Source organism: Aquimarina latercula DSM 2041, assembly GCF_000430645.1.
In the GTDB taxonomy this organism is placed as follows: Bacteria; Bacteroidota; Bacteroidia; order Flavobacteriales; family Flavobacteriaceae; genus Aquimarina; species Aquimarina latercula.
The window spans coordinates 14892-28987 of record NZ_AUMK01000014.1 but is presented as its reverse complement, the minus strand read 5'-3'; the positions used below and the strand labels follow the sequence as shown (position 1 = coordinate 28987).

General features: G+C 31.3%; 10 protein-coding genes. 6 read left to right on the top strand and 4 right to left on the bottom strand.

The features are described 5' to 3' along the window. Nucleotides 1-24: 24 nt before the first annotated feature. The gene (locus H526_RS0113825; RefSeq protein ID WP_027393549.1) at nucleotides 25-1071 is read right to left on the bottom strand and encodes a DUF6340 family protein; all 1047 of its coding nucleotides are present in this window, start codon (nucleotides 1069-1071) and stop codon (nucleotides 25-27) included. A 109-nt stretch (nucleotides 1072-1180) separates the two neighbouring features. After that, nucleotides 1181-1600, bottom strand: a complete 420-nt coding sequence (locus H526_RS0113820) for a hypothetical protein (protein WP_027393548.1) — start codon at nucleotides 1598-1600, stop codon at nucleotides 1181-1183. 343 nt (nucleotides 1601-1943) lie between these two features. On the opposite strand from H526_RS0113820, the gene H526_RS0113815 reads away from it, so the two are divergent. From H526_RS0113815 to H526_RS29180, 5 genes are all read left to right on the top strand, one after another. Then, nucleotides 1944-3806: a type VI secretion system Vgr family protein gene (locus H526_RS0113815; RefSeq protein ID WP_027393547.1), complete on the top strand. Its 1863-nt coding sequence runs from the start codon at nucleotides 1944-1946 to the stop codon at nucleotides 3804-3806. Between the two features lie 5 nt (nucleotides 3807-3811). After that, nucleotides 3812-8692: a DUF6531 domain-containing protein gene (locus H526_RS0113810; RefSeq protein WP_027393546.1), complete on the top strand. Its 4881-nt coding sequence runs from the start codon at nucleotides 3812-3814 to the stop codon at nucleotides 8690-8692. 16 nt (nucleotides 8693-8708) lie between these two features. Further along, nucleotides 8709-9209, top strand: coding sequence for an Imm26 family immunity protein (locus H526_RS0113805; protein ID WP_027393545.1), 501 nt, complete (start codon nucleotides 8709-8711; stop codon nucleotides 9207-9209). 10 nt (nucleotides 9210-9219) lie between these two features. After that, on the top strand, nucleotides 9220-10098 hold the full coding sequence (locus H526_RS0113800) for a hypothetical protein (protein WP_027393544.1): 879 nt from the start codon (nucleotides 9220-9222) through the stop codon (nucleotides 10096-10098). 260 nt (nucleotides 10099-10358) lie between these two features. Next, complete coding sequence (locus H526_RS29180; protein WP_035085607.1) at nucleotides 10359-10538, top strand: hypothetical protein; 180 nt, start codon at nucleotides 10359-10361, stop codon at nucleotides 10536-10538. 245 nt (nucleotides 10539-10783) lie between these two features. Here the strand turns inward: H526_RS29180 and H526_RS0113795 are convergent, their stop codons facing one another. After that, nucleotides 10784-12319, bottom strand: a complete 1536-nt coding sequence (locus H526_RS0113795; protein WP_027393543.1) for a leucine-rich repeat domain-containing protein — start codon at nucleotides 12317-12319, stop codon at nucleotides 10784-10786. Nucleotides 12320-12611: 292 nt separating this feature from the next. Between H526_RS0113795 and H526_RS30920 the strand changes: the two genes are divergently transcribed. Further along, complete coding sequence (locus H526_RS30920; protein WP_027393542.1) at nucleotides 12612-13184, top strand: conjugal transfer protein TraO; 573 nt, start codon at nucleotides 12612-12614, stop codon at nucleotides 13182-13184. A 107-nt stretch (nucleotides 13185-13291) separates the two neighbouring features. Here the strand turns inward: H526_RS30920 and H526_RS30915 are convergent, their stop codons facing one another. Further along, entirely contained in the window at nucleotides 13292-13897 is a 606-nt protein-coding gene (locus H526_RS30915) for a LytR/AlgR family response regulator transcription factor (protein ID WP_051336157.1), read from the bottom strand. Between the last annotated feature and the right edge of the window lie 199 nt (nucleotides 13898-14096).

Here is a 14096-nt window from a genome sequence, read left to right as displayed (position 1 = left end):
TAAACTTTAATTATCAAAAAAAGGTTAGTAACCTCCTACAATTTTATTATTCTCGATCCTCTCTTTCAGGTCACTAATATATTTTAATGCATTTTTATTTTCGTAATCTGTATAGGCTCTTGTAGCCCATTCAATAGCCTTAGTATAATCTCCTTTTATTTCATTGTAGAAAGCCATGTTAAAGCAAGCCTGTCCGGCAATTTCTGGATCTGAATTACTAGTTTCTTTTTCCCACAATTCAGCTGCTCCATCCCATTGCCCTGTTTCTACTTTTCGTTTTGCAATTTCAAAATTCGGCGTCGCTTTCACATAATAATCTCTATATACATTATCCTTATAGGGTAATAATCTCAACGCATAATCACTACCAATTTTCTGACTAATTTGTAGGACTGATTGTTTTCTATTCGTAGCAGCCTCAATTGCTTTTATTGGATTAATTCCTTTTCCTACAGATTTCGTTTTCTCATTAACTGATAGTTGATCACTGATTTTTTTTCGAATAGGATCATATATACGCCATCCCGTTTTTATCTTAGTTTCTATATTTACTTGGTGTTCTACACCAGGAAGTTCTAGTCCTAATGGTCCTTCAATCTTCTTTTTTTCTACGGTGTATGAAGCTTTAGCATCAGTATCATATATGGCTAAAGTAAAAATCGCATCTACATTATTCGTTTTACAAAGTTTATCAATTTGGTCCCAACTTATGGGTGATGGAAAAATACCTCCTCCAGGATTTTCTTTTAATGACATCGGTAAGATCGTTACTTCTGTAAACCTAGGATTTTGAAGTAATGCTGTTTTTAAAGAAATAATGGCTTGCTTAGCTCCATCCTCATCGAGTTTTGCTCCTTCAATCGATAATATTTTATCTAATTGATCTAATCCTACATTATCATCAGAAGGTATGCTTCTATTAAAGATTCCTATTTTCTTAACAGATGGATCCAACGTAACAATTGGAGGTTTTATGACCTCTGTCTTTAATGACTTTTTACTTCCACAGCCAACACTAATAAGTAAAACTAAAGTTGAGATAATAATTTTAGATGTGAGTATATTTTTCATTTTTAAGTAAATTATGAGTTAGACATATATCATCAATAAGAAATACAAAAAATGGAAAGAGTGGTTTTCCCCAAAACCACCCTTTCCCTAGAGATATTAAAATAAACTATTAATTTGTAGAAAATGCCCAGGTATTCCCATTGTTGGTCGCTCCTACGGCTAAATCTCCATCTTCTACTGAAATACCAGTTGTAGATTGACCCGCAGAGGCAGACACAAAATTATTTCCAGAACCGGCTAAAAAAACAAGTCCACTAATTGAAGGTACCCCATCACTAAAACTAATTGTATATGTATTACCAGATACTGCAACAGTAGCAGTACCACTTGTATTAATAATTGGACCTGAACCATCACCAGGAGTATAAACTAAGTTACCTGTATAAGATGTTAGTACTTGTGCAGGAAGTGTAACAAATTCCTCCGCAGGTGTTCCATCATCATCACTACCACAAGATGAAATGAATAAAACAGATAATACTAATACTACTCTACTTAAGTTTTTCAAAAAATTGTTTTGAGTTTTCATTGCTTTTAATTTTAAATAATTATTAAACCTGAGGTAAACTTAATTTTATTCTTATCTAATAAAATTAAGCTGTGGACATTTGAAGAGATTTTGTTGACCAACAGTAAATCTTAAAGGAACATTGTTATCTCACTATATACTTTATCCTAAGTGTTCAGTATATTATTTAAAAACACATCATTATTTATTATCTATGAGATAATTACAAAGCATTTCTTTAAAACCACAAAATTTACTACAAACGTCCTGCTTTAGTAACCATTCATCCTCATTCCAAAATTATTTCCCTCTAATAATCTTAAATTAAACTAGTAAACTGGATAATTCCGATATCAATATAATTATGGCAACTGACACACAAGTACAAATATTTATAGATGGTGATCCCATTCCCGCATTTAAAAAACTCTCTCTTTCTCAAGAAATAGATGCACATCATAGTTTTGAATTAGTCTGTAGAAAAGATGTGCTAGAAGAAGTTACAGATCATATCTCTGGAGAGAGCATTAATTTTTTGGGCGCTATATTTCTATTAAAAATACAATCCGTTAATGGCTTTTCTGAAAATGATATATTAGAATTTAAAGGTATCGTTACATCCATTAATACCGTAAAAGGATTCTATCAGAAAACCGGTGATCTCATCCATATACTAGGCAAAAGTTGTAGTATAATTACGGATGATGGTCCTCATTATGCATCTCATCAAGATATAGGAATTTCAGAGATTTTAGAAAAAACGTTTACTGGATATGATAAAGGAATTCTACAGTATAACATTTCTCCAAAAAAAGTTACTCCAATACATTATAGTGTTCAAAAAGAAGAAAGTGCTTTCCAGTATGCGAGTAGACTAGCTGCACAGTATGGAGAATGGTTTTATTATGATGGATCTAAATTAGTTTTTGGAAAACCTGAAAACAAAGAACCTATAAAACTTCGATATGGTTATGATCTATTAGAGTTGTCCATGAAATTAGAAACTATACCTAACAACTTTAAATATTTCACCAATGATTACCTAACAGATAATTTTCACGAAGTAAAAACCGCAGAATTGAATTCTAGTTCTAAAGGTTTTATTTCTACAATTAATCAAAAAAGCAATAAACTATTTCAAAAAGAAACCCAGATTTTTGTGAGTGCTCATGATGATCCACAGATGAAATCACGTATAGATGATCAAATATTACATCAAAAACAGGCTAATGAAGTAAATCAAATAAAAGTATCCGGAAAAAGTAGTAATCCAAGTATTTCTCTTGGCAGCAAAATATTAATAGATGGAGAAACCTCTTCATATGGAGGCTATAGAATCACCAAAATAACACATAATTGTGGAGAAAATGGCAGATATGAGAATAGTTTTGAAGCTATCACTGCAGAAACGGATGTATATCCAAAAACTTCTATTAAAGCATATCCAAAAAGTAAATCACAGACAGCTGTTGTAGTGGACAACGTGGATCCAGAAGGAATGGGTCGTGTAAAAATACAATATGCTTGGCAAAAAGAAACAGGAGAAACTTCTCCTTGGATTAGACAAGCTAGTCTAGCTGGTGGACCAGGGCAAGGAATGTATTTTGTACCTGAAAAAGGAGATGAAGTAATCGTAGATCACGAAGGCGACAATGCAGAACTACCTATTGTAAAAGGTAGTGTGACCAATGCTTCTTCTGTTCCAGAAAGTTTTAAAAGTGGTAATAATCATTTAAAAGCCATCAAAACGCGAAGTGGTAATCAAGTAACACTTAATGATGCAGATGGTAGTGTTACCATCGCAGACCCTAGTGGTAATACAATAATAATGGGTGGAAATGGAGAAATTACCATTAATGCACCTAATAAAATTACCTTCTCCTCTACTGACATTGCCATAGAAGCTAGTAATAATTTAACGATGAATGCAGGTAGCAATGTTGCCGCTAGCGCCGGTAGTAATTTTAGTGCTAGTGCTACTTCCAGTATTCTTCTTAACGCAGGAAATAGTCTAAGAGCTAAAGCTAAGTCTACAGCCTCTCTAAGTGGTAAATCTGCAAGGGTAACCGGTAAACATGTTTCTATTACTGCCTCGGTCATGGCAAATATACAAGCAACCATTGGTTTAACACTAACTGCTCTAGGAATTGGTGTTATTGGTGGAAAAACTAAAGTAATTGGAAAATCAAAATGTTCCGTAGATGGCGGAGAAGTTTCTATAAATTAAAATATATGGCTAGACAATATGTTTATAATGGTCAAAAGATTAAATGTTCTTTCGGAAAAGGACCCGCTAATTTAATAGCTAACCCAAAAAACATAAAAATATCAGGCGCTATTGCTGCCACTGATAAAGATGTTATCTTCGAACGTTTTGGTACTTGTACCTGTCCGAAAAACACATTACGTCAATGTGTCCCTCTATTGAACAAATGGAAAACCAATACTGTTACAGAAAATGTAAAGAATGGCAGTTCAGGGTTTTTACTTAGTTCTAGTCAAACTACTTGTAAAACCTATCCGGAAGGTATTGTCCAAATCGATCTAGAAGATATCTCTGAATCAGAAAAACATGATAATTTCGCAAATAAAAATCCTGAAGATTCAGAACAAACAGATGTCCAAAAACCTTCAGAAACGGATAAGAAGAAAAAAAGTCTTGATGAATACTCAACAGAAGACTTTGTAAGACCAGCTCAAAAAGCTATAGATAATGGAGAAGAAGTAATCACTGATGAGAGTAAAAAAGAACAAGAAGCTTTTTGGGATAACGCTGGAAAGGAAATAAATCGTCAAAGAACGAGTGCTCAAGCTTTAGATAATAAAAGTAAAAATCCAGATCCATCATCAAGAGCACAATGGGCTAGAGATCTTGAAGCTGGAATGCCTCAAAAATCGGTGTATCTGGAAGCAGGAGAAAGCGTAGAAGGTTATTTTAAAAGATTAGGAGGGTATGGCTGGGGAGCTGCAAAAGAAGGATTTTATGAACCAGTTGTTGGTGGAGCTAAACTTGTTGTTGGAGTAGCTACATCTGTTGATGATATGGCAGCTTTTGCTTTTTATAGAGACCCCAGATATCTTGCATATTTGAATTGGAAAGATACTGATGCATTTTATGATCGATTAGCACAAAATGAATTACAAAATCAACTCATCAAAGAACAGATAAAAAATCTACCTAGTGACATAAAACAAAAATATGTTGATGATTATACAAAACTCAATGACGTAATGGTCACAGGAGATGACTTTGCTGCTGGAGAGGCTGCTGGTCAGATGGTTGTAAAAACTATTGTTCCTATCTCTGGAGTTTTAAAAAAAGGAGCTAAATTATTCGACCCTGAATTTTTAAAAAATCTTAATCTAAAAACTGCGTGGTCTGGTGTTAAAGGTGAAATTTTCAACCAAGTAACCGGAAACATTTATGGTACATTACCCTATGCAAAAGAACTAAAACACGTTTGGAATACAGCAAAAACTTCTAAGGAAAGATACCAACAAATGAGAGAGGTTATGAAAGCCTTTAATGAAGGTAAAGATCCAACTCAAATACATAAAACAAACGCTTCTCCTGAAACCCCTAAACAAAAGCCAGAAGAGACTACAGACGGTAAGGCAAATAATCCTGAAAATTCTCAAAACGGTTCACAGAATACAAATAAAAACAGTGTATGTAAAGGCGATCCGGTAGATGTAATTACCGGTGTAAACATCTACGATTATGTTGATTTTGAAATCCCTGGAAATATTCCCATCAGCTGGAAAAGAATTTGGTACTCAGACTCTGCTTATAAAGGTCCTCTAGGTCATGGTGTACATCATAATTATGATATACATCTTACCACAAGACCAGAAGATATACTACTCACCCTTGGTGATGGAAGACTTGCTTTTTTCTCTTTACTTAACAATGAAAAAAAATCAGAATTCAATAGAACAGAAAAACTTCAACTAACCTATATTAACTCCTCTACTTATCACCTTTATGATTATAACGATCAACTTACTTATGTATTAACTGATCACTCGAGAACTTATAAGATTTCCAAAATCATAAAGGATGGGCAAACCAATATCCAATTTAATTATCAAGATGATTATCTCGATGAAATCGTAGACACTGCTAATAGGAAAATCAAGATTCATTATGATACAGCACAAAGAATAATAGAAATCACCCAACATCATCGATCTGAAAAACGAACTCTGGTAACTTATGGATATAATGAAGCTGGAGATCTAGCGAAAATTACAGATGCTTCTGGTAAATCGGTAATCGCAGTTTACAAGAATCATTTAATGGTTTCTAAAACGCATCGTGAAGGAGCTACCTGTTTCTGGGAATACGAATCTTACAAGACGGGAGCCAGATGCACACGCACCTGGCTAGAAGATGGAACTTTGGACTATAGCTTTGAGTATCAAGATGGATATAACTATGTTTGGGATTCTTATGGAAATAAAACCACCTATTATTATGAAAATGGTATCCCTGTAAAAATTATTGATCCTTTGGGTGGTATTACAATTAACGAGTATAGCGAATTTGGTGAACTGATAAAAACAACTGACCAAGAAGGGTTCCAAACACAGTATAAATACGATGATAAAGGAAATCAAACATCCATCCGATATCCCGATGGGGGCGATATAGAATTTGCTTATGATGATGAAGGTCGTTTATTATTACAAACATCATCAGAGGGGGCTATGTTTTCTAGATATTTCAAAAAAAATAGGTTAGATACTATTATGTATCCTGACCAAACCATGCGAAATTTTGAATATAATAAGTATGGTTTAGTTTCAAAAATCACAGATGCCAATGAAAACACAACATATCTTTTTTATGATGAAGATCGTAACCTAAATCGAATAGTTTCTCCAAACGGAGAAGAATCTTTTTGGGAATACGATGCTTGGGGACGATGTATTAAAACCATCAACCCTGCAAAACATCAACAACTATTTTCTTATGATCCGTTAGGTAATTTATCTACAATAAGGTTACCCGATAAAAACAAGATACAACTAGAATATGACAGTTATGGAAGAGTTAGAAAAGCAATTGATAATGGAAGAATTCTTACATATGAATATACATCTCAAGGAAATTTGAAATCCAGAGAACAAGACGGTCGAAAAGTTTTGTTTAGATATGATAAAGAAGAACAACTTATTGGAGTAATTAATGAGCATAAAGAATCTTATAGTTTTACCAGAGACGCAATGGGTAATATTATTAAAGAAGAAGGTTTTGATTATATTACTAGAAATTTTACACGAGATAAGGCTGGAAAGATTATTAAAGAGGAAAAATCCAATGATAAATTCAGTATCTATGAATATGATAAAGGAGGTCGTATTTCTAGAATTGAATATCATGATGATTCCTGGGCTACATTTGATTATAATAAAGATGGATTATTAACACAAGCGGTCAATCCAAACTCAATAGTAAAAATCAATAGAGATGAAGCCGGAAGAGTTATTTCCGAAGAACAGGATGGGCATACGATATCCTTTAGCTATAATGACAAAGGACAGCAATCTAAAACACAAAGTAGTTTAGGTGCTTCCATACGCCTTAAATATACAGAACTCGGAGAAGTTTCATCCGTAAAAGCTAAAAATCACGATAATAACATATGGAAAGCTAATTTTAAATACAATAGTCTGGGTATGGAAACTGAACGTTCTTTACCAGGCGGAATAAAAACTAATTGGAGTTATGATCAGGCAGGACGACACAAACAACAGATTGTTCAAAAACGAGAGGTCGAAACTAGACGAAGAACTTACACTTGGGATGTCAATCATAAACTAAAGAAAATTGTAGATAACCTAGCTCAAGGAATTGTCAATTTTGATTACGATGATTTCAATAACTTGGCTTGGGCTCAATATGAAGACAAATCCTATGATTATAAATTACCAGATGAAGTTGGTAATCTATACCGAACAAAAACTCAAAAAGATCGTACATATGGTGCCAATGGTCAACTATTAACCTCTGGAAATAAAACCTACGAATATGATGATGAAGGAAACTTAATTAAGAAATCCTCTCCCAAAGGAACTTGGAAATATGATTGGAACGGTAATGGAATGCTTAAAAGTATCTATCGTCCAGATCGAAGTGTTGTTGAAATGGAATATGATGCACTGGGAAGAAGAACAACAAAAATTAGTAAACAGCATCCATCAAAGAAAACAGAAAACAATCCTGACTTAATTACTCGTTTTATATGGAATGGGAATGTCCTCTTACATGAATGGCACTATAATCTTAAGAACAAACCTAAATTAAGTATAGATGCATCTGGTTTATTATCAAAAGATAAAAAAGAACCTATAAAAAATCTTATTACTTGGGTTTTTGATCAAGGTGGATTTAAACCTGCGGCGAAAATAACAGAAAATGACACCTATTCTATTATAACAGATCATCTGGGAACACCGGTAGAGATGTATAATAGTAAAGGAAAAAAAACCTGGCATGCAGAATATGACATCTATGGAAAAATTCGTAATCTTGTAGTAGGTACATTGAATGATTGCCCATTCCGTTTTCAAGGGCAGTATGAAGATTCTGAAATTGATTTATATTATAATCGTTTTCGATATTATAATCCTGAAGAAGGAACTTATATTTCTCAAGATCCAATACGATTGGCGGGTAATAATCCTACGATGTATGCATATACAAAAGATGTAAACTTATTTATAGATCCATTAGGATTACATCAAGATCCTCTAGGAACGAAAGGCTTTTCTGTATATGCACTTTATGATAAAGGATCAAACACTCCTTATTATATTGGTATTACAAAACAAGATATTCCAGCTAGAATGGATGGTCACATGGATACGGGAAGATATACAACAAATACATTCCATAAAGTATTGCATGATGATATAACCATTGAGAAAGCCTACGGTTATGAACAGCATTATATTGAAAAATATAATACTAAAACAGGAATTTATGGAGAAGAAATATCGGAAACTAATAGAGGTAATAAGAAAAATTCATTTGATAAAACAAGAACCGATGAAAGAAGAAAAGCATATAAAGCTGAATATGATAAAATCAAAGCCAAACCCTGTTAAATAAGATTGTAGAATAATGAAGTACTTCGAAGAAAATTCAGGAAATTTATTTATGATTCCTTTATTCTTACCTAATGATATAAAGAATAACAGAAAAAACTACTCTCGAAATTTATTTGATCCTACTAAAAAATATGGTTTTGGTAGATTAATAGAAATTAATAAGTCTTCAGGAGATTTAATCGAAGTATTTAACTACGTAGGCGAAATACCTATAAATAAAAAAGTAATTACGGAATCAGGACTTATGTTCAAACCATTAAGATCAACAATGGGTTTTTTCAAGAAAAGATGGAGGTTTGTTTTTGAAGATATTGATTACGACAAAGAAGAACATTCTAATTATTCGGAAATTACTTTTTTACTTGGAGATATTGATACTCCAATATTATGGAAAGGTGGATTAAAGAAAAATATTGATTTTTATGATAACAAATTATATAGTGAGTGGATTGTATATCCACCAACTGAAATAGAAGATATGATACGAGAAGTAAAGGGTATAAATCGTAACTAAATAGTTTTTCATGAAAACCTATCTAAAAGATATCGTAAAAAAACAGCACCTTAATGGCATCTCTGCTAATAAAGGTGAAGTAATTGGATATTTCAATGATTTATCACCTGATGAAAACTCATTTATTAGTATCATCAATGATAATAATGATGTTTTAAGATTCTCTTGGGTAGCTGAACAAAAATGGTTAGTGGAATTTCCTATTATTACAAATCAAATTCATCAACAGCGATATGCAAATGAAACGCAATGTCTGGAATTAATACATCAGGTTGATGCAAGTGAGAATTTTGATAATTTCGAAGGTTTCATTGAAGTCCCTGTAGAGGATTTTTCATTAGATGAAATGCTAGAGTTCAAAGCAGAAGATGAAGCTTTATTAAAAGAAGAAGAGTTTCCTGCAAAAAAAACGATTACTCCTACTACAAATAAAATCAAAATCAACAATACTAAAAAAGTTTCTAAACCTTCTAAAATTCTGGGCGATATTGAAATTCCCAAACAAGAACTCAGAACCAAATCTATTACTAGGGTTTCTACTAAAAAAAAGAAAAAAATATCACCTTTAAAACAGTTTAAGGAATCTACAGAACAATTAAAAAAAGAAAAACAACAACCTAGTACAACTAAAGTTCCTATAACACCAGTAACTAAAAAAGTTCCTAAACCTAAACCAATCAAAGATAAAACTAATCATACCAGTCTTCTAAATCTTGGAAAAACTACAAAACCTAAAAAAGATAATAAACCTTCTTTAGTAATGGGAGAACAAATTGGTAAGGATCAAAAATACTCTAACCCTCCTACTCCACCCAAAGTAAAAACTAAATCCAATACAGTTGATAAAAATAAACCAACGAGTAATGACAATAGCCTATTTAGTATCTAAATAGTTTTATATCCTATTTCAAATTATATTTTAAAAGCTAATAATAATTCTCTTTTTTATTCTAAAATTACTTAAAGTTTTCGGATACACTTATCAAACTTATAACTACAGTTCCGTTCTTTTAGAAAACTCCACATTATATGGTAGTTCGTCCACAAGTTCGAACTAAAAACCCACTATTAAGATAATATCACTTTTCTAACTAATATATTAAATACACTTATTACATCGTGTAATAAACTAACTTAATATTTTACATCATGATAAATAACTTATCAAACTTAGGAACATCTTTAACTAAAGAACAACAAAAAACAATTAACGGAGGATTATTACCATGCCATAATAATAATGATTGTATAGATCTTACTGCTAGTTATAATTACCAATGTGTTTCTGTTCCTAGTTCGCCATTTGGTAAATTATGTATTTTAAGATAATGAAAAAAACATATTAAACTTAGAAGGAGTAAAAATACTCAACAAAGAAACTCAGAAGACAGTACGTGGTGGATACGATGGACGCTATTGTGGAGTGGTCACTAATATGCCATTCTTTTGTCCACATAGAAATTGTAACTAAAAACGTTGTTTTTTGATCAAATAGAAATGTAAAACCCTCATTAATTTTAAAATTAACGAGGGTTTTTTATAATTGACTGATGATATCAAATTAAAATATTATATTATTCTAAAACCATTAGCTCATATGCAGGTAAATAGGTTTTTACATTACTAAACTCTGTATTAAATAATCTTACACGATATGTTCTTCCTTCTGGTAAATCTATATTTGGTACCGAAGGTGATATAAGTTCATACGATAAATTATTAGTTCCATTAATGAATTGCTGTGTCGCAGTCTGGTTAACAAGAACCTGATCTGGAGTATCTTCTCTATTTAATACATCTTCAATATTCACTTCATGGATTTCAAAACCTATTTCTCCAAAATCTAAATCAAACGGGCCGTCACCATCAACAAAAACGGGATCAATAACCGCATCCAAAACAACATCTATAAAAAATAGAGAACTAACACCTACTTCTGTGGTATTAAAACCGTATTCAGAACTTACTCTCAGATCTCCACATTCTCCCTCGCTAATAATGATAGCTCCTAGATCTTGTAATTTACAAACCTCCTCAGGAATTTCGTTAAGCATTAAATTTCCAGACACATCCAATATATCCAAAATCGTTAATGCGCCTAGTTCCATAGGGATATCAATAATCTTATTATTACGAAAATTAATTGTTTTTAGATTTACCAACTCACCTATTCTAGCACTAATTGAATTAATATCGTTATTCTCCAAATTTAAATCCGTTAGTTGAGATAACATCCCTATTTCATCAGGAATAATACCGTCTTCATTAGTTAAAAAACCTATATTGTTATTGGATAAATCTAGTTTTTTAAGTGTCGTAGCTTCAGAAATACTACTAGCAAATTTTTGTATTCCTTCACTTCCCGTTATTGTCAATGAATCTAATTTTGTAAAAACTCCAAATCCTTCCGGTATGGTAGTAAGGTTATTATTATTAACAATAGAAATACTTTTCAAATTTATTAATCTAAAAAAACCTTCAGGTATTTCGAAAAAATTATTATTTGTAAAGTTTAGTTCCTCTAAAAGTGTAAGTTGCCCTATATCGCTAGGAATAACATCTAAAGGAATATCTTCTAAAATTAACTTTTCTAATTGGTTCAAAGATCCTATTCCTTCAATTTCGTTAATTCCTATATGATCTAAGCTAAGCTCCTTTAAATTAGATAAAGAAAATAAACCTGGTAAAAAATCATCTGCTTGTATTGTTAAATTAGTGCTTCCGGATAGTGATAAATTTTCTAGTCTTTTTAGATCAAACAACTCATTTGGAATATTACTTAACTCATTATTTTTAAGTTTTAAAACTGTTAGATTTTCTAATAAATTAATTGTTGGAGTAAGTACCTTAATCCCTTTGTTTTCTATATCAAGTCCGATAAGTTTATTATTCTCAATAACAAGTCCTTCCCAGTTATTAATATTATCTAAACTATTACTCCAATTAAGGGTGTTACCTGGATTATCCTCTACTATTTTTAATAACACATTATTTACATCCTCGAAATCATCTTCTATGATAGTTGTAATTAGGTCTGCTTCAATTTCTTTAGTACACGAAATAATTAAACACGTACATATTGTAAAAACTCTCAAATATAAATTTCTCATAAATCAATATTTAGTTTAAAGACTCCTTCTTAAGTACAAATATGTTTGAAAAATTGATCATTTATTTTGGTTAGTGGTCTAATGACACGATTTTGTGGATGAACGATTCTTTTTTTTAAACATAGAAATATCGATATCTAACAGCAAAACATCTAAAACACAAAACCCTAAAAACTATACATTAATCCATAAAATCTAAACCAAAATCCTCAAAACAATACGTGACATTATAATAAGTTTTTAATTCGTTTTCTGAATGCTTCCTTAAATTTTGAAAAACAAAATAACACGAATGAATAATCAGAGAAAAATTAAGAAACAATTTCTGTATACACTATTATTACCTCTTGTATTATGGTCATATTCAAGTTCATTATCAGCTCAGAGTCATAAAGTAGCTTTTTCTATAAATGGAGGTATTGTCCAAGATGGTTTTAGCGGAATGATTTCGGGAGATTACAAAGTTAATGAGTTTGATTATATCCAATTCAATTTACAAGGTAGTTTTACAACTTTGGAACAGAACAATATAGATATTCCTGTAAATACATATTCATTTAATGCAGGATTCTTTTTTGATATCCTAAGAAATAATTCAAGAACCTTTGCATTTTCTCTAGGTGCTGGAGGTACAGTTGGATATGAAATCATAAATGATGGTGATAGTTCTATAGAAAATAATCAAATACTAACTATAGAAACAAAAAATATTATTTATGGAGCATATGCGGGTATAGATGCCGATATTTTTCTTTCTCCTGTAATTACTTTAAACGTAAAGTTAAATGAAATCTATCATATCAATAGCGAAATTGGTGAGCTTACTCCTTATGCTGGTTTAGGAGTAAAGTTAATCTTAAAATAAGAAGTGAAACTGAAAGCTTTTCTTACTATTAGTAAAAAACTCTTGTTTGTGTATTGAAAAAGATTCGCCAAACTAAAATCATCTGTTTGACGAATCTTTTTATAGTTTTATATAATTCTTATTCTTTTATAGAGCTCTTCTTTATATGTTCTACCAATTGGAATATGATGATTTTGAATTTCTATAGTTTGATCTTGCTCATAAAACGAATCAATCTTATTCCAATTTATAATATAGGATCTATGAGTTTGAACAAAAAAACTACGGTTTAATGCTTTTAATAAACTAGTTATGGAATGACGCACTGACAATTTTTTATGATCCGTAGTGATAATAGAACAATAGTTTTTAGAATCTGTATGAGCAAAAATAATAGTATCAATTGCTACTTTAACTAACTTATTTCCGCATTTAATAAATAAATGAGTCGACGGTTCCTTTTTATTTTCTTTTACCTGTCTTGTTTCTTGTGGTTCAGGAAACGTTAATGAATTTTTATAAAAAGAATTTACTTTTTTGGTTAATCCTAAACCTGCGTGTTTGGATTTAATATAAAATCCAATGACAATGCCGTCATCGGTATGTTTAATTATCTGTTTTTGTATGGTAAGTGATGCATTAAGATTACTTAGCGATGTGTTTTTCAAATCCTTAAGATCAATATCTAAATCTTTTAAATAAGCATCATCCGACTCTACGTTATAGGGTTTCATAGTACTTGCTTTTTTTGATGTTCACTTTATCAAATCTAATCAGGATATAAGCTAGAATACAAATACTTATTATTGGCATTTATAAATTAAGAGTTGAAATTTATAAATTTCAACTATCTATAAAACACTATAATTATTTCTTTAGATCACTATTAAATCTTTACATTCGTATGATATAATTTATTGTCGAAAAAACATT